This window comes from Streptomyces sp. NPDC002574 (assembly GCF_042889545.1).
Lineage (GTDB): Bacteria > Actinomycetota > Actinomycetes > Streptomycetales > Streptomycetaceae > Actinacidiphila.
Window position 1 is genome coordinate 68,610 of the sequence record NZ_JBIARB010000014.1, and the last position, 20,180, is coordinate 88,789.

22 protein-coding genes are annotated in these 20,180 nt (G+C 71.5%); 18 read left to right on the forward strand and 4 right to left on the reverse strand.

Annotation, left to right across the window (positions count from 1 at the left end; genetic code table 11):
- Positions 1-17: 17 nt before the first annotated feature.
- From mqnE to ACFYXS_RS30710, 3 genes are all read left to right on the forward strand, one after another.
- Positions 18-1,181, forward strand: a complete 1,164-nt coding sequence (gene mqnE, locus ACFYXS_RS30700; RefSeq protein ID WP_389254056.1) for an aminofutalosine synthase MqnE — start codon at positions 18-20, stop codon at positions 1,179-1,181.
- Between the two features lie 127 nt (positions 1,182-1,308).
- Positions 1,309-1,827: a GNAT family N-acetyltransferase gene (locus ACFYXS_RS30705; protein ID WP_389254058.1), complete on the forward strand. Its 519-nt coding sequence runs from the start codon at positions 1,309-1,311 to the stop codon at positions 1,825-1,827.
- A 113-nt stretch (positions 1,828-1,940) separates the two neighbouring features.
- Entirely contained in the window at positions 1,941-2,237 is a 297-nt protein-coding gene (locus ACFYXS_RS30710; protein ID WP_389254377.1) for a DUF4229 domain-containing protein, read from the forward strand.
- Between the two features lie 22 nt (positions 2,238-2,259).
- Here ACFYXS_RS30710 and ACFYXS_RS30715 read toward each other — a convergent pair whose 3' ends face one another.
- The gene (locus tag ACFYXS_RS30715) at positions 2,260-3,081 is read right to left on the reverse strand and encodes a MaoC family dehydratase (protein ID WP_389254060.1); all 822 of its coding nucleotides are present in this window, start codon (positions 3,079-3,081) and stop codon (positions 2,260-2,262) included.
- Between the two features lie 203 nt (positions 3,082-3,284).
- On the reverse strand, positions 3,285-3,488 hold the full coding sequence (locus tag ACFYXS_RS30720) for a cold-shock protein (protein ID WP_018558781.1): 204 nt from the start codon (positions 3,486-3,488) through the stop codon (positions 3,285-3,287).
- A gap of 308 nt (positions 3,489-3,796) precedes the next feature.
- On the opposite strand from ACFYXS_RS30720, the gene ACFYXS_RS30725 reads away from it, so the two are divergent.
- The 10 genes from ACFYXS_RS30725 (at position 3,797) to ACFYXS_RS30770 (ending at position 13,740) form a co-directional block, all read left to right on the forward strand.
- Complete coding sequence (locus ACFYXS_RS30725; protein WP_389254063.1) at positions 3,797-4,657, forward strand: menaquinone biosynthetic enzyme MqnA/MqnD family protein; 861 nt, start codon at positions 3,797-3,799, stop codon at positions 4,655-4,657.
- An 84-nt stretch (positions 4,658-4,741) separates the two neighbouring features.
- Complete coding sequence (locus ACFYXS_RS30730; RefSeq protein WP_389254065.1) at positions 4,742-6,406, forward strand: protein kinase; 1,665 nt, start codon at positions 4,742-4,744, stop codon at positions 6,404-6,406.
- A 53-nt stretch (positions 6,407-6,459) separates the two neighbouring features.
- On the forward strand, positions 6,460-7,659 hold the full coding sequence (gene mqnC, locus ACFYXS_RS30735; RefSeq protein WP_389254067.1) for a cyclic dehypoxanthinyl futalosine synthase: 1,200 nt from the start codon (positions 6,460-6,462) through the stop codon (positions 7,657-7,659).
- Between the two features lie 19 nt (positions 7,660-7,678).
- Positions 7,679-8,083: a hypothetical protein gene (locus tag ACFYXS_RS30740; RefSeq protein ID WP_389254069.1), complete on the forward strand. Its 405-nt coding sequence runs from the start codon at positions 7,679-7,681 to the stop codon at positions 8,081-8,083.
- A gap of 62 nt (positions 8,084-8,145) precedes the next feature.
- Complete coding sequence (locus ACFYXS_RS30745) at positions 8,146-9,201, forward strand: calcium-binding protein (RefSeq protein ID WP_389254071.1); 1,056 nt, start codon at positions 8,146-8,148, stop codon at positions 9,199-9,201.
- A 55-nt stretch (positions 9,202-9,256) separates the two neighbouring features.
- Positions 9,257-9,946: a demethylmenaquinone methyltransferase gene (locus tag ACFYXS_RS30750; RefSeq protein ID WP_389254073.1), complete on the forward strand. Its 690-nt coding sequence runs from the start codon at positions 9,257-9,259 to the stop codon at positions 9,944-9,946.
- Positions 9,947-10,008: 62 nt separating this feature from the next.
- A complete protein-coding gene (locus tag ACFYXS_RS30755; RefSeq protein ID WP_319658391.1) occupies positions 10,009-11,301 on the forward strand; it encodes a geranylgeranyl reductase family protein in 1,293 nt (430 codons plus the stop codon).
- Positions 11,298-12,863 (forward strand): ABC transporter permease, encoded by a 1,566-nt coding sequence (locus tag ACFYXS_RS30760; protein ID WP_389254076.1) that lies wholly within the window; start codon positions 11,298-11,300, stop codon positions 12,861-12,863. Before ACFYXS_RS30755 ends, ACFYXS_RS30760 begins: the two co-directional genes overlap by 4 nt.
- Positions 12,864-12,925: 62 nt before the next feature.
- Positions 12,926-13,381: a helix-turn-helix domain-containing protein gene (locus ACFYXS_RS30765; protein ID WP_389254078.1), complete on the forward strand. Its 456-nt coding sequence runs from the start codon at positions 12,926-12,928 to the stop codon at positions 13,379-13,381.
- Positions 13,378-13,740 carry a DUF4180 domain-containing protein gene (locus tag ACFYXS_RS30770; protein ID WP_389254080.1) on the forward strand — a complete coding sequence of 121 codons (363 nt, stop codon included), beginning with the start codon at positions 13,378-13,380 and terminating at the stop codon, positions 13,738-13,740. The genes ACFYXS_RS30765 and ACFYXS_RS30770 overlap by 4 nt, the downstream gene beginning before the upstream one ends.
- A gap of 19 nt (positions 13,741-13,759) precedes the next feature.
- Here the strand turns inward: ACFYXS_RS30770 and ACFYXS_RS30775 are convergent, their stop codons facing one another.
- Positions 13,760-15,148, reverse strand: a complete 1,389-nt coding sequence (locus ACFYXS_RS30775; protein WP_389254083.1) for an aminotransferase class V-fold PLP-dependent enzyme — start codon at positions 15,146-15,148, stop codon at positions 13,760-13,762.
- Between the two features lie 176 nt (positions 15,149-15,324).
- Between ACFYXS_RS30775 and ACFYXS_RS30780 the strand changes: the two genes are divergently transcribed.
- On the forward strand, positions 15,325-15,600 hold the full coding sequence (locus ACFYXS_RS30780; protein WP_389254085.1) for a hypothetical protein: 276 nt from the start codon (positions 15,325-15,327) through the stop codon (positions 15,598-15,600).
- Between the two features lie 188 nt (positions 15,601-15,788).
- Here the strand turns inward: ACFYXS_RS30780 and ACFYXS_RS30785 are convergent, their stop codons facing one another.
- Positions 15,789-16,604 carry a C40 family peptidase gene (locus ACFYXS_RS30785; protein WP_389254087.1) on the reverse strand — a complete coding sequence of 272 codons (816 nt, stop codon included), beginning with the start codon at positions 16,602-16,604 and terminating at the stop codon, positions 15,789-15,791.
- Between the two features lie 555 nt (positions 16,605-17,159).
- Between ACFYXS_RS30785 and ACFYXS_RS30790 the strand changes: the two genes are divergently transcribed.
- From ACFYXS_RS30790 to ACFYXS_RS30805, 4 genes are read left to right on the forward strand one after another with little or no spacing between them, the layout of a single operon-like run.
- Positions 17,160-17,519 (forward strand): NADH-quinone oxidoreductase subunit A, encoded by a 360-nt coding sequence (locus ACFYXS_RS30790; protein WP_360902808.1) that lies wholly within the window; start codon positions 17,160-17,162, stop codon positions 17,517-17,519.
- Between the two features lie 15 nt (positions 17,520-17,534).
- Positions 17,535-18,089, forward strand: a complete 555-nt coding sequence (locus ACFYXS_RS30795) for an NADH-quinone oxidoreductase subunit B family protein (protein ID WP_319658399.1) — start codon at positions 17,535-17,537, stop codon at positions 18,087-18,089.
- Positions 18,086-18,823, forward strand: coding sequence for an NADH-quinone oxidoreductase subunit C (locus tag ACFYXS_RS30800; protein ID WP_389254090.1), 738 nt, complete (start codon positions 18,086-18,088; stop codon positions 18,821-18,823). Before ACFYXS_RS30795 ends, ACFYXS_RS30800 begins: the two co-directional genes overlap by 4 nt.
- Positions 18,820-20,166, forward strand: coding sequence for an NADH-quinone oxidoreductase subunit D (locus ACFYXS_RS30805; protein ID WP_389254092.1), 1,347 nt, complete (start codon positions 18,820-18,822; stop codon positions 20,164-20,166). Before ACFYXS_RS30800 ends, ACFYXS_RS30805 begins: the two co-directional genes overlap by 4 nt.
- Positions 20,167-20,180: the final 14 nt, after the last annotated feature.

The window sequence follows — 20,180 nt, forward strand, 5'->3', positions numbered from 1 at the left end:
TGGAGGCGAGGCGAGGCATGGACGCTGGGCTCAAGCGGGAGCTGGAGGAGAAGGTCCGGGCGGGTGAGCGGCTGACCCGTGAGGACGGCATCGCCCTCTACGAGTCCGACGACCTCGCCTGGCTGGGCGGCCTCGCCCACCACGTGCGGACGCGGAAGAACGGTGACGTCGTCCACTTCAACGTCAACCGTCACCTCAACATGACCAACGTGTGCACGGCCTCCTGCGCCTACTGCTCCTTCCAGCGCAAGCCGGGGGAGAAGGACGCGTACACGATGCGCATCGAGGAGGCCGTGCGGCTGGCCAAGGAGATGGAGGGGGACAACCTCACCGAGCTCCACATCGTCAACGGCCTGCACCCCACGCTCCCGTGGCGCTACTACCCGCGCTCGCTCAAGGCGCTCAAGGAGGCGCTGCCGCACGTCTCCCTCAAGGCGTTCACCGCCACCGAGATCCACCACTTCGAGACGATCTCCGGACTGAGCGCGAGCGAGATCCTGGACGAGCTGATCGAGGCCGGCCTGGAGTCGCTGACCGGCGGCGGCGCCGAGATCTTCGACTGGGAGGTGCGGCAGCACATCGTCGACCACCGCACCCACTGGGAGGACTGGTCGCGCATCCACCGCCTGGCGCACGAGAAGGGCCTCAAGACCCCGTGCACCATGCTGTACGGGCACATCGAGGAGCCCCGGCACCGGGTGGACCACGTACTGCGGCTGCGCGAGCTGCAGGACGAGACCGGCGGCTTCCAGGTCTTCATCCCGCTGCGCTACCAGCACGACTTCGTCGACCTGAAGGACGGCAAGGTCCGCAACACGCTCCAGGCGCGCACCACCATGGCCTCCGGCGCCGACGCGCTGAAGACCTTCGCCGTCTCCCGGCTGCTGTTCGACAACGTCCCCCACGTGAAGGTCTTCTGGGTCATGCACGGTGTGCAGACCGCCCAGCTGGCGCTCCAGCACGGCGCGGACGACATGGACGGCTCGGTCGTCGAGTACAAGATCACTCACGACGCCGACAACTACGGCACGCCCAACAAGCTCACCCGCGACGACCTGCTGGAGCTCATCACGGACGCGGGCTTCCGTCCGGTCGAGCGCAACACCCGCTACGAGATCATCCGCGAGTACCCGGGCCCGGACGCCGCGCGCCGCGAGGCGCCGCAGCCGATGCGCTTCTGACCCGCACCGCGCACCGCGGGGCGGGCCGCGGGCCCCGGGAATCCCGGGGCCCGCGCTTCACGTGAATGTCGCCCGCAGTCCGGACCGGCTTCAGATGCCGTCAGTGCGTGTCCTTACAGTTTTCGCCATGGCACTGCGCTTCACCCTCGACCCCGAGCTCACCGCCGACCTGCGGAACCAGCTCGTGACCCTCTGGACGGACGTCACCAACGCCGGTGGCGCCGTAGGCTTCGTGCCGCCCGTCACCGCCGCCGACGTGGCCCCGCAGGCGCAGGGCCGTTGCGAGGCGATAGCCGAGGGCAGGGCGCATCTGATCGCCGGATTCGAGGACGGGCGCCTGGCCGCGACGGCCTTCATAGCCCTCAACAACCACCGCCTGATGGGCCATTGGGCCTGGCTCTACACCGTCATGGTCGACCCCGCCCACCAGGGCCGCGGTCACGGCGCGGAGTTGCTGCGCGAGGCCGAGAACGCGGCACGCGAGCTCGGCCTGGAAGGACTGCGGCTCACCTGCCGCAGCGGCATGGGCCTGGACCGCTTCTACGCCTCCGTCGGCTACAAGGAGGTCGGCAGGACGCCCGGCGCGATCCGTGTCGCCGCAGGTGACGACCGGGACGAGCTCACGATGTGGCTCCCGCTGCTCTGAGCCCGAAAGCCGCGTGCTTCACTGGTGGGGGAGTACGTCCGGTACGTCCCGCGGACCGGACCGCCGAACACACCGAAGGAAGTGGCATCGCCGTGAGCTGGAAGCCGAGTCCCATGCTGCGCTACTCCCTGATGCGCCTTGGCCTCTTCGCGGCCTGCTTCCTCGTCATCTGGGGGCTGGTCTACGTCCACGTGCTGCCGGCCGGCCTCGGCGACTCCAACCTGCTGTGGGTCATGCTGCTGGCGCTGGTGATCAGCGCGCCGCTCAGCTTCGTCGTGCTGCGCGGTCTGCGCGAGCAGGCCTCCGTGCAGGTCTCGACCCGGGTGGAGCGCACGAGGGCCAACCTCGCCGCCAGCGCCGCCCAGGAGGACGAGGCGGACGACGCCTCGCGCGCGGCGACCGGTAGCTGACCCCGCGGCCCGGGGGCCGGGTTCACAGGAGCCGCACCGAGCCCGTCAGGTGCACACGGGACGGTTCGTCGGCCGAGCGGAGCTCGAACGCACCGGCGTCCACGGCGTGCACGACGGTGGTGGGCAGCAGGACGGGCGCCTTGAACTGCGCGCGCAGGACGACGCCCCGGGCCGTGCCCGGGACCGCCTCGGCCGCGCACCGGGCGACGGTCCACATGCCGTGGGCGATGGCCCGGGGGAAGCCGAGCGGCCGGGCGGTGAGCGGATGCACGTGGATGGGGTTCCAGTCGCCCGAGACCGCCGCGTGCCGGCGCCCCAGGTCGGCGGCGAGCCGCCATCGCGCCACCTCCGGCAGCGGCCGCCGTGCCTCCGGCGGGGCGGCGGTGCGGGCGGGCCCGCCGGTCCGGGCCAGATACGTGCTGCGGTCCTCCCAGACCACCGTGCCGTCGATCCGGGCCTCCGTGACGACGACGACCTCCACCCCGCGGCGGTGGGCGCGCAGCTCCAGCGCGTGGACGGTGATGCCGGGCGTCTCCGCGGGCAGCAGCGGCCGGTGCTGCGTGATCTCGATCGCGGTGTGCACCAGCCCGAGCAGCGGGAGCGGGAAGCGGCGTCGCGCCATCAGCCGCGCCGCGAGCGGGAACCCGAGGATGTGCGGGTAGGTCACCGGCACGGCTGTCTCCGGCGCGGGGAACCCGCACACACGGGCGTAGGCGGCGGCGCGGCCGGGGTCGATCCGGACGGCCGGCGCGGTGAGACGCTCCGGGGGCAGCGGGGAGCCGGCCGCAGGACGCTTGCCGACGCCGGTCAGTACCCCCTTGGCGAGGGTCAGCAGCAGTGGCACGGAACTCCCCCTGGCGAAGGCCGCGGCGCGTTTCAGGTGTGCGTGATGTTACCCGAAGTAACGCTCACCCCTCTGAAATGCCGCGCATCGCCCGCGGCACACGGTCCACGGCCCGCCGACCGTCGCCGGAAAAGGCAGGAGCCCCGCACACAGCGCGGGGCTCCTTGGGTACTGCTAATCGGGTACTACACGTCTGTCCGCAATTAGGCGGGGACGACGTTCTCCGCCTGCGGGCCCTTCGGACCCTGCGTGACGTCGAAGGTCACCGCCTGGTTCTCCTCCAGCGAGCGGAAGCCGCTGGCGTTGATCGCGGAGTAGTGGACGAAGACATCGGGGCCGCCGCCGTCCTGGGCGATGAAGCCGAAGCCCTTCTCGGCGTTGAACCACTTGACGGTTCCGGTAGCCATAAGCCCTCCTTGGGCCAAAGGGTTGCCCTGCTCCAGAACCTGCCCTGCTAACCGCAAGAAGTCTGAAAACTACAAAAGCCCGCGGTCACATGCTCCGCAGGCTTTGTACTGCAAGGGAAACCAAACTGCAACTTGCGACGACAGTAGCACGGAGCATCCTCACCGGGGAAGAGCAACAAGATCCCCATTCACCCGGACCGCCTAAAGCTCGAACACGGGGTGAACCCGTGGCCTCCGGGCAGTGTCCGCCGCGACCCCCCGGCGGGCCCCGGCGAAAGATCGCCGGAGCGGGGGTCTAGCCTCCTGATGTGGACAAATCTGCGCCTCTTCCCTCCGCCGGTGGTGAGCGCCGGACCCGGCCTCGCGTCGGGCACATCCAGTTCCTGAATTGCGTCCCTCTTTACTGGGGGTTGGCCCGAACGGGTGCCCTTCTGGACCTGGAACTCACCAAGGACACCCCCGAGAAGCTGAGCGCCCAGCTCGTGTCCGGCCACCTCGACGTGGGCCCGATCACGCTCATGGAGTACCTGCGCCACTCCGACGAGCTCGTCGCCCTCCCGGACATCGCCGTCGGCTGCGACGGGCCCGTCATGTCCTGCGTGATCGTGAGCCAGGTCCCGCTCGGCAACCTGGACGGCGCCCGGGTCGCCCTGGGTTCCACGAGTCGTACGTCCGTGCGACTCGCGGAGCTGCTGCTGGCCGAGCAGTACAAGGTCGAGCCCGACTACTACACGTGCCCGCCGGATCTGTCGCTGATGATGCAGGAGGCGCAGGCCGCCGTCCTGATCGGCGACGCCGCGCTGCGCGCCTCGCTGCACGACGCGCCGCGGCTCGGCCTGGAGGTCCACGACCTCGGCCTGATGTGGAAGGAGTGGACCGGGCTGCCCTTCGTCTTCGCCGTCTGGGCCGCCCGCCGGGACTACCTGGCCGCGCACCCCGAGGCGGTGCACGAGGTGCACCGGGCCTTCCTCGCCTCCCGCGACCTGAGCATGGAGGAGGTGGAGAAGGTCGCGGAACAGGCCGCCCGCTGGGAGTCCTTCGACGCGGACACCCTGCAGCGCTACTTCACCACGCTGGACTTCTCCCTCGGCCGGGACCAGTTGACGGGTATCGCCGAGTTCGCCCGCCGCGTGGGGTTCCCGTCCGGGGCGCGCGTGCACCTTCTCTGATTTCACCGGCTTCCCGTAGGTTGCCCGGCATATCCGGGGAACTCCCGTTGTTCTTCGACCTTCCGCACCGCGAGAGGCGCGCAGATGCAACCGCTGCAGGCGAACGACCCCACGGCGATCGGTCCCTACCGGCTGCTCGGCCGGCTCGGGGCCGGCGGCATGGGCCGGGTCTACCTCGGGCGCAGCCCGGGCGGCCGGACGGTGGCCGTGAAGGTGGTGCGCTCGGAACTCGCCGACGACCTGGAGTTCCGCACCCGCTTCCAGCGCGAGGTGGACGCGGCGCGCCGGGTCGGCGGCGCGTGGAGCGCCCCGGTGCTCGACGCGGACACCGACTCGCCGGTGCCGTGGGTGGCCACCCGCTACGTCGCCGGGCCCGCGCTGTCCGACGCCGTGAAGACCTTCGGGCCGCTGCCGGAGGACGGCGTGCGGGCGCTGGGCGCCGGGCTCGCCGAGGCATTGGAGGAGGTGCACGGACGGGGCCTGGTGCACCGCGACATCAAGCCCTCCAACGTGCTGCTCTCGCTGGACGGGCCGGTGCTGATCGACTTCGGCATCGCCCGTGCCATGGACGCCACCGCGGCGCTCACCAGCAAGGGCGTGGTGGTCGGCTCGCCCGGCTACATGGCGCCCGAGCAGGTCACCGGCCGGCCGACCGGGCCGGCCGCCGATGTCTTCGCCCTCGGCGCCGTGATCGTGTTCGCCGCGACCGGACAGGGCCCGTTCCCCGGCGACAGCGCGGCCGTGCTGCTGTACAAGGTCGCCCACGAGGAGCCCGAGTTCGACGGCATGCCCGCCGGGCTGCGCGAGGTCGCCGAGTCCTGTCTGGCCAAGGACCCCGCGGCGCGGCCCACGCCCCGTCAGCTCGCCGGCCTGCTCGCGCCGGACGGCGGGGCCGCCTCCCTGGTGCGCGGCGGCTGGCTGCCCGCGGCGCTGACCGAGCGGCTCGGCCGCCAGGCGGTGGAACTGCTGGACCTGGAGCCGACACCGCCGCCCGGGGCGCTGGGCCACGGCACGGACAGCGGTACCGGCGGCACGGGTTCCTCGTACGGCTCCCACCCCTCGTACGGCACCTTCGGCCCGCCGCCGCGGCTGACCGAGCCGCACGACGCGGTGCCGTCCTCGTTCGCCGCCACGCCGCCGCCGGTCAGCACCCCGGCCGTGCCCCGCCGGGGGCGGGCGGCGTCGCTGGCGGGCGCCGGCATCGTGCTGGTCGCGGCGGCGGTGACGCTGGGGCTCGTGCTCCACAGCGGTGGCGCGGACGACGACCAGGGCAAGGGCGGCGGGAACCCGACGACCTCGCGGACCACCTCGTCGTCGGAGGCGTCGGATTCGGGGTCGGGGTCGCCGTCGCACGGCTCGGCGACCCCCTCCGCGCCGCGGCTGGCGTCGCTGCCCGCGGCCTTCGCCGGCACATGGAAGGGCGACACCGTCACCGCCCACGGCCTTCCCGGCACCTTCGAGATCACCATCACCCCCGGCAAGGTCGGCGCGGTCGTCGGCCACGACAAGAGCGTGCTGTCGCTGCTCGGGCAGACCTACGACTGCGGCGGGCAGTGGAAGCTCGCCACGGCCACCGAGCGGTGGATCGTGCTGGACACCAGCGGGGGCACCAACCCGCATCCCGGGGTGTGTTCGGACGGCTCGGCGGACGAGCGTTTCACCCTCGACGACGACGGCTCGCTGCACTACCAATCGGGCGACTCGCTGGCCGGGAACCCCGAAGGCGACCTCAGGAGGCAGGGCGGCTGAACCCCTGGCGTAGGCTGAGCGGGTCCGTCACAACCCCTCGGAAGGGATGCCCGGTGCGCGAGAACGCCGACCTGCAGTCCGTCCTCGACCGTGCCGCCGACGGTGGCCGCATCACCCCCGAGGAGGCGCTCGACCTCTACCGCTCCGCACCCCTGCACGCACTCGGCGCCGCCGCGGACGCGGTGCGCCGCCGTCGCTACGCGGGCGTCGAGCACATCGCGACGTACATCATCGAGCGCAACATCAACTACACCAACGTCTGCGTGACGGCCTGCAAGTTCTGCGCCTTCTACGCCGCGCCCAAGGACACCGCCAAGGGCTGGACCCGCGACCTGGACGACATCCTGCGCCGCTGCGCGGAGACCGTCGAACTCGGCGGCACCCAGATCATGTTCCAGGGCGGCCACCACCCGGACTACGGCGTCGAGTACTACGAGAAGCACTTCAGCGCCATCAAGCAGGCCTACCCCCAGCTGGTCATCCACTCCCTCGGGGCCTCCGAGGTCGAGCACATGGCCCGCATCTCCAAGGTGTCGGTGGACGAGGCCATCACCCGCATCCACGCGGCCGGCCTGGACTCCTTCGCGGGCGCCGGCGCCGAGCTGCTGCCGGCGCGGCCGCGCAAGGTGATCGCCCCGCTGAAGGAGAGCGGCGAGCGCTGGCTGGAGATCATGGAGACCGCGCACAACCTGGGCGTGGAGTCCACCTCCACCATGCTCATGGGCACCGGCGAGACCAACGCCGAGCGCATCGAGCACCTGCGGATGATCCGCGACGTCCAGGACCGTACGGGCGGCTTCCGCGCCTTCATCCCGTACACCTACCAGCCCGAGAACAACCACTTGAAGGGCCGCACGCAGGCGACGCTCTTCGAGTACCTGCGGATCATCGCGATCGCCCGGCTCTTCCTGGACAACGTCGCCCACATCCAGGGCTCCTGGCTGACCACCGGCAAGGAGGTCGGCCAGCTGTCGCTGCACTACGGCGCCGACGACCTCGGCTCGGTGATGCTGGAGGAGAACGTCGTGTCCTCGGCCGGTGCCAAGCACCGCTCGAACCGCATGGAGCTGATCCACCTGATCCGGGCCGCGGGCCGCGTCCCGGCCCAGCGCGCCACCACGTACGAGCACCTCGTGGTGCACGACGACCCGGCGAACGACCCGGTCGACGACCACGTCGTCTCGCACCTGTCGTCGACCGCCATCGAGGGCGGCACGGCGCACCCCGAGCTCAAGCTGATCAGCACCTCCTGACCGGCGCGGGCGGTCCGCGATGCTGACGATCCACGCCGGCGCGGACGGCGCGGCCCTGGTGGTCGACGGCGGCACCATCGCCGCCGTCGGCCCGCTGGACGTGCTGCGCGCGAGCCGTCCCGGAGCCCGCGTCAGGTCCTGGCCCGGCACACTGCGGCCCGGCCTGACCCACGAGGGCGCCCTGCCCCCGGCGCCGAGTCCGCGCGAGCGGGTGCACGCCCTGCTGGGCCGCGGTGTCACGGCCGTGGCGACCGTTCCCGACGACCCCGCGCTGCGCTCCGCGCTGGACCGCAGCGGGCTGCTGCCCGCGCGCCGGGCACCCGAGCCCGCCCCGGGCGCGCGGGCGGACTTCGCCGTCGTCGACGGGAGCGGCGCGTGCCTGGCGACGGTCGTCGGGGGACGGCTGCTGTACCGCAGGGCGTGAGGAGATCACCCGGCCGCCGTACACCGGTGGCCGGCTGACAGGCCGTCGCTTAGGTTCCGGTCATGCCGGACATATCCATACCCCGCGTCATATCCGGCCGCCTCGCGGCCCCGGTGGTCGCCGTGCTCACGGCGATCGCCCTCGTGGCCCTCCCCGCGGCCGCCACCGGTGAGGCGCCCTCAGCGGGGGCGGCGGTGTGCTTCGGCCGCGTGCCGACGATCACCGGCTCCGGCGGCATCCAGGGCACCCCGGGCGACGACGTCATCGTCGGCTCCGCCGGGCCGGACCGCATCGACGGCGGGGGCGGTGACGACCGCATCTGTTCCCTCGCCGGGAACGACCGGGTCAGCGGCGGCCCGGGGAACGACAGCATCGCCACCGGCGCAGGCGACGACCTGGCGGCCGGCGACCTGTTCACCGACAGCGGCGACGCCGTCGGCCAGGGCGACGACCTGCTGATCCTGGGGGAGGGCAACGACCGTGCGGCGGGCGACAACAGCGCCACCGCGGGCGACGCCTTCGGCGGCGGCGACGACCGCATGGACGGCGGTCCCGGCGACGACCTCATGACCGGCGACTCCGCCTCCGACACCGGCAACGCCTTCGGCGCGGGCGACGACGTCCTCAACGGCGGGCCCGGCGCCGACCGCCTGGTCGGCGACAGCTTCGCCTTCCTGAACGCCGTCGGCGGCGGCGGGGACGACCTCCTCGACCTCGGCGCCGACGGCGGCTTCGAGGTCGTCGGCGACAACTTCTCGGTCAGCCGGGGCCGTACCGCCGCGGGTTCCGGCGACGACCGGATCATCGGCGGCTCCGCCGACGAGACGCTCATCGGGGACAACTCGGGCGACCACGTCACCTCGGCGGGCGACGACGTGATCACCGGGCACCGCGGCCGCGACACGATCTTCGGCGACAACACGAACGTCGCCCGGGACGCGAGCAACGGCGCGGCGGGCGGCCGCGATCTGCTGGTGGCCGGTCCCGGTGACGACGTCGTCCGCGCGGGACCGGGCCAGGACCGGATCGACGGCGGCGCGGACCGCGACCTCTGCGACGGCGAGGCCGGCAGCCGCGACCGCGCCGACCACTGCGAGACGTCGCTCGGCATCCCGTGACGGCTCCCCCGGGCCCCTGCGCGGGACCCGGGGCCGCCGGGTGAACAATGGGGGCGTGACCCGAGCCTCCCTGGACAAGCAGCCGCACGAAGTCGCCGCGATGTTCGACGACGTCGCCGCCAACTACGACCTGACCAACGACGTGCTCTCGCTCGGGCAGGACCGGCGCTGGCGCAAGGCCGTCGCGCAGGCCCTGGACGTGCGGCCCGGCGAGCGGGTGCTGGACCTCGGCGCCGGCACGGGCACCTCTTCGCTGCCCTTCCTGCGGGCCGGGGCGAGCGTCGTGCCGTGCGACTTCTCACTCGGCATGCTGCGCGAGGGCAAGCGCCGGCACCCCTCGCTGCCGCTCACCGCGGGCGACGCGACCCGGCTGCCGTTCGCCGACGGGGTCTTCGACGCCGTCACCATCTCCTTCGCGCTGCGCAACGTCCACGACACCGACGCCGCGCTGCGCGAGATGCTGCGCGTCACCCGGCCCGGCGGGCGCGTGGTCATCTGCGAGTTCAGCCACCCCACCTGGGCGCCGTTCCGCACCGTCTACACGGAGTACCTGATGCGGGCGCTGCCGCCGGTGGCCCGCGCGGTCAGCAGCAACCCCGACGCGTACGTCTACCTCGCCGAGTCGATCCGCTCCTGGCCCGACCAGCCCGCGCTGGCCGGACGGATGTCCGGGGCCGGCTGGTCGAAGGTCGCGTGGCGCAACCTGTCGGCCGGGATCGTGGCACTGCACCGGGCGGTGCGCTGACCCGGGGCGCCGCCTCATAGACTCTCAACGCCGATGACCCATACCGACGGGAGATCCCGACCGTGACTGACACGACCGTCGCCTCCGAGCGCAGTGCCGATGTGATCGTCGTCGGGGCCGGTCCCGCCGGTTCGACGACCGCGTACTACCTGGCGAAGGCCGGTCTGGACGTCCTGCTGCTGGAGAAGACCGCGTTCCCCCGCGAGAAGGTGTGCGGCGACGGTCTCACCCCGCGGGCGACCAAGCAGCTCGTCGCGATGGGCATCGACATCTCCGAGGAGGCGGGCTGGCTGCGCAACAAGGGCCTGCGCATCATCGGCGGCGGTGTCCGGCTCCAGCTCGACTGGCCCGACCTGGCCTCGTACCCCGACTACGGACTCGTCCGCAAGCGCGAGGACTTCGACGAGGTCCTGGCCCGCCAGGCCGAGAAGGCCGGTGCGCGGCTGTACGAGCGCTGCAACGTCTCCGGCCCGATCCGCGACGAGCGCACCGGCCGCATCACCGGGGTCGAGGCGAAGCTCGGCGAGGAGAAGACCCCGGTCACCTTCCACGCCCCGCTGGTCGTGGCCGCCGACGGCAACTCCACCCGGCTCTCGCTGGGGATGGGCCTGCACCGCCGCGAGGACCGTCCGATGGGCGTCGCGGTCCGCACGTACTTCACCTCGCCCCGCCACGACGACGACTACCTGGAGTCCTGGCTGGAGCTGTGGGACCGGCGCGTCCCCGGCGACCCCCGGCTGCTGCCCGGCTACGGCTGGATCTTCGGCATGGGCGACGGGACGTCCAACGTCGGTCTCGGGGTGCTCAACACCTCCGCCTCCTTCAAGGAACTGGACTGGCGCGAGATCCTCAAGGCCTGGTGCGCGTCCATGCCCGAGGACTGGGGCTACACCCCCGAGAACATGACCGGCCCCATCCGCGGCGCCGCGCTCCCGATGGCCTTCAACCGCCAGCCGCACTACACCCGCGGCCTGCTGCTCGTGGGCGACGCGGGCGGCCTGGTCAACCCTTTCAACGGCGAGGGCATCGCCTACGCGATGGAATCCGGCCGCATCGCCGCCGACGTCATCGTCCAGGCGCACGCGCGCGGGACCGCGGCGCAGCGGGAGCTGGCGCTGCACAACTACCCGCGCATCCTGAAGGACACCTACGGCGGCTACTACACGCTCGGCCGGGCCTTCGTGAAGCTGATCGGCAACCCGAAGGTCATGAAGGTGGCGACGCAGCGCGGGCTCAGCCACCCGCTGCTGATGCGCTTCACGCTCAAGCTGCTGGCGAACCTCACCGACCCGTCGGGCGGCGACGCGATGGACCGTGTCATCAACGGCCTGTCGAAGGTGGCCCCGCGGTCGTGACGACGTCCGGCTTAACCGTGCGCGCCACCGGCGGGGTGACCGCCGTCGCCGGTGGCAGCGGTGCAGGGAAAACGATTCTTCTGGAGTCGCTGGCGGGGCTCCGCGGCAGTGAGGGCGGCGGAGCGGGCGCCGGCCCGCGCGGCGACGCGATGGGCTTCGTCCCGCAGGACGACATCATCCACCGCGAACTGCCGGTGGGCCGCACGCTGCGGTACGCCGCCCGGCTGCGCATGCCGCCGGGCACGGGCGCCGCCGCCGTGGACGAGGCGGTGACGCGGGTGCTGCGCGAGCTCGGGCTGACCGGGCAGGAGCGGCAGACCGTCGGCACCCTCAGCGGCGGTGAGCGCAAGCGGGTCAGCATCGCCGTCGAACTGCTCACCCGGCCCGGAGTGCTCTTCCTCGACGAACCCACCTCCGGCCTCGACCCGGCCACCGGCGCCGCGCTCGTCGCCACCCTGCGCGAACTGGCCGCCGCCGGGACCACCGTCGTCCTCACCACGCACACCCCGGCCGACCTCGGCCGCGCCGACCGGGTGCTCTTCCTCGCGCCCGACGGGGAGACCGCCTACGACGGCCCGCCGGGGGAGCTGTGCACGGCCTTCGGCGCGGCGACGGTGGAGGAGGTCTACGGCAAGGTCGCGGCCGGCGCGCGGCACCCGGGCGCCGCGGAGTCCGGCGAGCCGCTGCCCTCGGTGACGGACGCCGCCGGGCCGGCCGCCCCGCGGCTCGGCGCGGTGCGGCAGTGGGCGCTGCTGACCCGGCGCAACGCCGAGATCCTGCGGCGCGACCGGCTGTCGCGGGCGGTCCTCGCCGGGTCGCCGGTGATGATCGTGGCGATGTTCGCCCTGCTGTTCAAACCCGGTGCCTTCGACCCGGACGCCCCCATGCCGTCCTCCTCGGCGATGATCCTGTTCTGGATCGCCTTCGGGGCCTTCTTCTTCGGCCTGGCCTACGGACTGCTGCAGATCTGCGCCGAACTGCCCGTCGTGCGCCGGGAGCGGCTGACCGTACTGCGGCTCGGGCCCTATGTGCTGGCCAAGCTGACGGTCCTGCTGCCGGTGCTCGCGGCGGCGGACGTGCTGCTGCTCGCGGTGCTGCGCGCCCTGGACCGGCTGCCGCCGGCGGGGTGGGACGTCTACGGCTCGCTCCTGACCACCACCCTGCTCGCCTCCGCGGCGGCGCTGGCGCTGGGGCTGCTCGCCTCCGCGTGCGTCTCGCAGCCCGCGCAGGCGACGTTGCTGCTGCCGCTGCTCTGCTTCCCGCAGGTGCTCTTCTCCGGCGCCTTCGTGCCCGTCCCGCAGATGGCCTGGGCGGGCCGGGCACTGAGCTACGGGATGACCAACCGCTGGGCGTACGAGGCGCTGGGCAGCGGCATCGGCCTGGAGGAGCTGTGGACGGGCGGCCGTTCACCGCTCGGGCCGCCGCTGCTGGCCTCGTACGGGGACACCTTCGGCCGGCCCGCCGTGCTCGGGGACGCGCTGCTGGCCGGCTTCACCCTGCTCTTCCTCGCCGGGACCTGGATCGTGCTGGCGCGCCGGTGCCGCACAGCGCGGCGGGGATGAAGGAGCACTCACGCCTACACAACCTTCCCCATCTTCCTGCATGATGGGTATGATGCGTAAGCATGGAGCAGGATTGGTACTCGGTCGACCAGGTCGCCGAGCGGCTCGGACTGCATGTGCGGACCGTGCGCGGCTACATCCGCGACGGACGGCTGAAGGCCGTGCGCATCGGCAAGCAGTACCGCGTCGCGCCGGCCGACCTCGACGCGCTCACCGGGTGGCCGGCCCCCGCACCGCCCCCGCGCCGGGCCGAGGTCTCCGCCATCGTCGAACTCGACGGCATCGGGGCGGCGGCCGCCGACCGCCTGGGCACCCTGCTCGCCGCCGGAGCCCGGATGCCGCGCGACAGCGCGGAGCCGGTGCGCATCCAGACGGTGTACGACGCGCCGCGTGCCCGGCTCAAGATCGTGGTGCTGGGCGGGCTCGCCCCCACGACGAACGTGCTGAACATCATCGACGGTGTGCTCGGAGCGGAGAACGGCATGTTCCTCGACGACCCCAAAAGGCCGACGCCATGACCGACGTGGTGACCGAACGCGCGGGCGTGCCCGTCCTGCTGCTGGGGGAGGACGGCCCGAGGATCGCGGGCCCGCAGGACGCCCTCGACGTGATCGGCGCGGCGTTCTCCCGCGCCGAGGTGGTGGCCGTGCCCGTGGCCCGGTTCGACGAGCGCTTCTTCGCGCTGCGCACCGGGGTGGCGGGGGAGATCCTGCAGAAGTTCGTCAACTACCGGCTGCGACTGGTGGTCGTCGGCGACGTGTCCGCGTACACCGGGGCCGGCACGGCACTGCGCGACCTGGTGCGCGAGTCCAACCGCGGCGAGCAGGTGTGGTTCGTGGCCGATCTCGGGGAGCTCGACGCCCGGCTGACGGGCTGATGATTCGTCAGGAAGTCGTTCAGCAGCGCAGTCTCGGGGGCAGACCGGCGGTGTCCGGGACGCGGTCGCGGTAGGTCGCGGCGGCGAAGGCGAGGAACGCGTCCACGTCCGCGCGGTTGGAGGGCAGGCCGAGCGAGAGGCGCACCGCGCCGCCGGAGGGCAGCGCCAGGCGGCCCAGGTAGTCGTCGATCGTGCCGCCGGCGCCCCGGGTTCCCCGGCCCGCCCGGCGCAGTCCCGGCATGCCGATGCCGAACGCGGCCTCGCCGGCACCGGGGTTGCAGAAGCAGCCGGTGCGCAGCGAGATGCCGTGCGCCGCGCTGTCCCGGGCGACCACGCGCTCGTCGACCACCTCCCCGTGGACGTCGAGGAGGTTGAGCGCGACCGTGCCGCCGCGGTCCGCGGTGTCCTTGGGCCCGTACAGCCGGACCATGGGGGCGCCGGAGCTGTGCGCGAGGCCGCTCAGGCCGTCCAGGAGCGCGGCGGTCAGCTCGGCGACATGGCGTCGCACCGTGTCCGCCCCGACGGCGCCGATGAAGTCCAGTCCCGTCTCCACGTCCGGTATGTGGAGGAAGTTGAGCGTCCCGTCCTCGAAGGCGGACTCGTCGTCGGCCATGCGGTGCCACTGCGCCTGCGCGCTGACCACGTGGATCGTGCCGCCGGAGAACCACGGCCGGCGCAGCCGCGGCAGGGCGTCGCGGCGGACGATCAACGAGCCGATGCCGGTGGGGTAGCCGAAGACCTTGTACCAGCTCACCGCCACGAAGTCCGGGTGCACGGCCGACAGGTCCAGCCGCCCGGCCGGCGCGAAGGCGGCCGCGTCCAGCAGCACGTCGAATCCGGCGTCCCGCGCCTCGCCGATCCAGCGCAGCGGGTGCCGCACCCCGGTGAAGTTGCTCTGCGCCGGGTACGCGAACAGCCCGCGGCGGCGGCCGGACAGGGCGGCGCGCACGGCCGCGTCGGAGGTGCGCAGGTCCGGCAGGTCGAGCGGGACGTAGGTGGTGCGGGCGCCGCGCGAGCGGGCGAACTCGCGCAGTCCGTTGACGGAGTTGTGGTTGTCCGTGAGCAGCACCAGGCGGTCGCGGCGGCCGAACGGGTAGGCCTCGCCGACCAGGCGCAGCGCGCCCGTGGCGTTCGCCGTGAAGACCACCGCGTACTCCGCCGGGTCGGCGCGGAAGTGCCGCAGCACGGCGGCGCGGGTCCGGGCGACCAGCTCCTCCGAGGCGGTGGAGGTGGGGTTCTGCGAGTGCGGGTTGCCGTACGCGTCCGAGGTCAACCGGTCGGCGTGGGCGCGGAGCTGGTGCCCGGCGGGGAGGCCGGCGCCGGTGTGGTCGAGGTAGACGTGCTGCTTCTTGTCCAGGTAGGCGTATTCGGTCGCGCGTAACCCGGCGGGGGACACGGTGTCGAACATGTGAACACCATACGGGGCGGGGTCGCGGCGGGACGGCCGTCGAATCTGACATCGATGTCACGTGTGGCGAGGGGGTGTTGGGGTGATCGGCCCGAAATGCGCGGTTCGTGATGGTGTGCCCATACTTTTGCTCACCCCACCGGGGACACCACCCTCAACGGGAGGAAGGCCACACCATGAACACCTTCACGAAGTCCCTTGCGACCGCTGCCGCCGCTGTTCTGCTCGCGGCCGGCGGGATGACTGCCACTGCCTCCGCCACCCCGTCCGGACACGGCTCCGGGCACGGCAAGAAGCTCCACTGCACCTGGCACAAGGGTTACTGGACGTACCGCCACGCCTCCGGCCACGACGGCCGGGGCGACCGGGACCGCCGCGGCGGGTCGTCCCACGGCTCCGTCCGCTGGGAGAAGGTCTGGCACCCCGCCCACAAGGTCTGCGTCCGCCGCTGATCCCCGCCCACGCCCCCGTCACCGTCCCCCTGCCCGGGCCCGGCCCCGCCACCACGGCGGGGCCGGGCCCGGCCCCGTACGGGCGTGTGCACGCCTTCACGAGCCCGGTGCGCGGGTGGGCCGGGGCATGCTGAAGGGCCGCCGGCCGGGTACGGACGGCGGCCCCCCGTGGGGACGGGGCCGCGGGATCAGGCCACGCGGACGGCGGAGGTGGGCATGTAATAGGCCATCTGCTGGATCACGACGCCCTTGCTCGGGTTGGCCGCGTCCAGGTACTGGCCGTCGCCGACGTAGACGGCGACGTGGTAGGCGGAGCCGACTCCGCCCCAGAACAGAAGGTCGCCCGGCTGGACCTCGCTCACGGGGACCTGGGTGCCGAAGGTCGACTGCGACTGGGAGGTGCGCGGCAGCTCGACGCCGATGGTCCGGAACGCGGCCTGGGTGAGGCCGGAGCAGTCGTACGCGCTGGGGCCCGTGGCGCCGTACACGTACGGCTTGCCGACCTGGGCCTTCAGGAAGCTGAGCACGGAGGCGACGCTGCCGCCGGCGGCCGAGCTCGACATCGACGCGACCGACGGGGCGGAGGCGGAGCCGGTCAGCGCGGTGCGCCCGGCCGAGCGGGACGCCGTGGCGGACTCCCGGGCCTCGGCGGCCTTGGCGGCGGCGGCCTTGCGGGCGTCGGCGGCGGCCTTCTTCTTGGCGGCTGCCTTCATCGCCTCGGCGCGGGCCTCGTCGCGGGCCGCGTCCAGCTGCTGTTCGACGACGGTCTCGTCGATCGCGGCGGCGGCCTGAGCGGCGCTCGCCTCGGTGGAGAGGGCGGGGATGACCGGGATGCTCCCGGTGGTCGCCGGGTCGGCGGGCGTCGGTTCCGCGTTCGCGGGGGCGGACATTCCGGTGAGGGCGAGCGTTCCGATGACGCCGCCGGCGACTCCAGCGCGGCGCACCCAGTTGGTGCTCTGCGTGGCGCGTCGCCGGCGGCGTATATGCGAGATCTGAAGGGGCATGCGCTCTTGGGTATCAGGCGGAATCGGTTCCGTTCAACAAAAGTGTGATGCGCCACAGTTGGCGCCACCCCAGTGCTATTGTCCCTTTTTTGATCTTCCTTATTCGGGATGAATCGGATATCCAAGTCCATTTCCTCGTGCGTGCGTTCACGTGCGTTCTGCCGCCGTCAGCACGGACTTTCCCGCCTCACCCGGACGGGCGGCGGCGCGCTATCACGCCGCCCGGGGGAGCTCCAATTTGCTTTGAGCCGCGATGGCCTGATAGTGAGCCACCCCCTCTGGCCAGCGATAACGCGAGCAAATATGACTTCTGGTGATCATTTGAGATACCTGCGTGAGAAGATCACCGCTCATCCGGACAGGGCATCCTTCGACGGGTGGTGTAGATCACAAAGTCCGGTGGGAACCCCGTGTCGCAGATCACAGACCAGGAGGCATAAGATGCGGGCAGTTCGGGCTTGTGAACTGCCTCACATAGAGAGGATCTAGGTGGCGTGGCGCACCCGCCCGGGCACGGTCCGTCATCAGTCATCGTCGACTGGAAGGAGCGGGGACGTGAATGCCTACGCGCCCATCCTCGTGCTGGGCGGCCTCGCGGCCGGCTTCGCGATCTTCTCCGTGGTCATGGCCTCAATTATCGGCCCAAAACGGTACAACAGGGCTAAATTGGAGGCATATGAGTGCGGCATTGAGCCGACTCCGCATCCGGCCGGTGGTGGCCGTTTCCCGATCAAGTACTACCTGACGGCGATGCTCTTCATCGTCTTCGACATCGAGATCGTCTTCCTCTACCCCTGGGCGGTCTCCTTCGACTCCCTGGGGATCTTCGGGCTCGTCGAGATGCTCCTCTTCGTGCTCACCGTCTTCGTCGCGTACGCCTATGTCTGGCGGCGCGGCGGTCTGGAATGGGACTAGGGGCGGAGAAAAGCCATGGGTATTGAAGAGAAGCTGCCGAGCGGATTCCTGCTGACGTCGGTCGAGACCGCCGCGGGCTGGGTGCGGAAGGCGTCGGTCTTCCCGGCGACCTTCGGTCTGGCCTGCTGCGCCATCGAGATGATGACCACCGGGGCCGGCCGGTACGACCTCGCCCGTTTCGGGATGGAGGTCTTCCGCGGTTCCCCGCGCCAGGCGGACCTGATGATCGTGGCCGGCCGGGTGAGCCAGAAGATGGCCCCCGTCCTGCGCCAGGTCTACGACCAGATGCCGAACCCCAAGTGGGTCATCTCGATGGGCGTCTGCGCATCCAGCGGCGGAATGTTCAACAACTACGCAATTGTGCAGGGTGTTGACCATGTGGTCCCTGTTGACATTTATCTCCCCGGATGTCCGCCCCGTCCCGAAATGCTGATGGACGCCATTCTCAAGCTCCACCACAAGATCCAGCACAGCAAGCTCGGCGTGAACCAGGAACAGGCCGCGCGCGAGGCGGAGGAGGCGGCGCTGAAGGCGCTGCCGACGATCGAGATGAAGGGGCTTCTCCGATGACGGATTCCCCGGACACCCCGAACCCGGACAAGGACGTGCAGGCGAGTGGCCTCCCCGGTCAGCGCGGGGACCACGGCGAGGCGATCCGCGTCCAGCACGGCATGTTCGGCGCCAACAACGGCGGCGACACCTCCGGGTACGGACGGCTGGTGCGCACCGTGCGCCTGCCGGGTGCCGCGAACCGCCCCTACGGCGGCTGGTTCGACGAGGTCGCCGACGAGCTGGAGGGCGCCCTGGAGGAGCAGGGTCTCGTCCCGGACAACGCGATCGAGAAGGTCGTCGTCGACCGCGGCGAGATCACCTTCCACGTCGCGCGCGAGCACCTGCTCCTCATCGCCCGGACCCTGCGCGACGACCCGGCGCTGCGCTTCGAGCTCTGCACGGGGGTGAGCGGCGTCCACTTCCCGGAGGACAAGGGCCGCGAGCTGCACGCCGTCTACCACCTGCGTTCGATCACCCACAACCGGCTGATCCGGCTGGAGGTGAGCGTCTCCGACGCCGACCGGCACGTCCCGTCGCTCGTCGAGGTCTACCCGACCAACGACTGGCACGAGCGCGAGACGTACGACTTCTTCGGGATCGTCTTCGACGGTCACCCCGCCCTGACGCGGATCATGATGCCGGACGACTGGCAGGGCCATCCGCAGCGCAAGGACTACCCCCTCGGCGGCATCCCCGTCGAGTACAAGGGCGCCCAGATCCCGGCTCCGGACCAGCGGAGGTCGTACTCGTGAGCACGCATGGCACGTCGCACGCAGCACCCCAGCAGGCCTCGGAGCGGGAGACCACCGAGGGCCGGGTCTTCACGGTCACCGGTGGCGACTGGGACGAGCTGAGCGAGACCGTCGGCAAGGCCGACGACGAGCGCATCGTCGTCAACATGGGTCCGCAGCACCCGTCCACCCACGGTGTGCTCCGGCTGATCCTGGAGATCGACGGCGAGACGGTGACCGAGGCCCGCTGCGGCATCGGCTACCTGCACACCGGCATCGAGAAGAACATGGAGTTCCGTACCTGGACCCAGGGGTCCACGTTCGTGACGCGCATGGACTACCTGACGCCGTTCTTCAACGAGACGGCGTACTGCCTGGCGGTGGAGAAGCTGCTCGGCGTCACCGAGGAGGTGCCCGACCGGGCCTCCGTCATCCGCGTGATGCTGATGGAGCTGAACCGCATCTCCTCGCACCTGGTGGCCATCGCCACCGGCGGCATGGAGCTCGGCGCCACCACGATCATGATCTACGGGTTCCGGGACCGCGAGATGATCCTGGACATCTACGAGCTGATCACCGGCCTGCGGATGAACCACGCGTACATCCGCCCCGGCGGCCTCGCCCAGGACCTGCCGCCCGGCGCCGTGGACCAGATCCGCGAGTTCGTGAAGAAGTTCCGCAAGAACCTCCCGGAGTACGACAAGCTCGCCACCGGCAACCCGATCTTCAAGGCCCGGATGCAGGACGTGGGCTACCTGGACCTGGCCGGCTGCATGGCGCTCGGCGCCACCGGCCCGATCCTGCGCTCCACGGGACTGCCGCACGACCTGCGCAAGTCGCAGCCGTACTGCGGTTACGAGAACTACGAGTTCGAGGTCCCGACCGTCGACACCTGCGACTCCTACGGGCGCTTCCTCATCCGCCTGGACGAGATGCGCGAGTCGCTGAAGATCGTCGAGCAGTGCCTGGACCGGCTGCAGCCCGGCCCCGTCATGGTCGCCGACAAGAAGATCGCCTGGCCCGCGCAGTTGGCGCTCGGCCCGGACGGGCTCGGCAACTCGCTGGACCACATCAAGAAGATCATGGGCACCTCCATGGAGGCCCTGATCCACCACTTCAAGCTGGTGACCGAGGGCTTCCGGGTGCCGCCCGGCCAGGCGTACGTCGCCGTCGAGTCGTCCAAGGGCGAACTCGGGGTCCACGTGGTCAGCGACGGGGGCACCCGCCCCTTCCGCGTCCACTTCCGGGACCCGTCCTTCACCAATCTGCAGACCATGGCGGCGATGTGCGAGGGCGGCCAGGTCGCCGACGTCATCGTCGCGGTGGCGTCCATCGACCCCGTGATGGGAGGCGTCGACCGGTGACTGAGGTATCACTC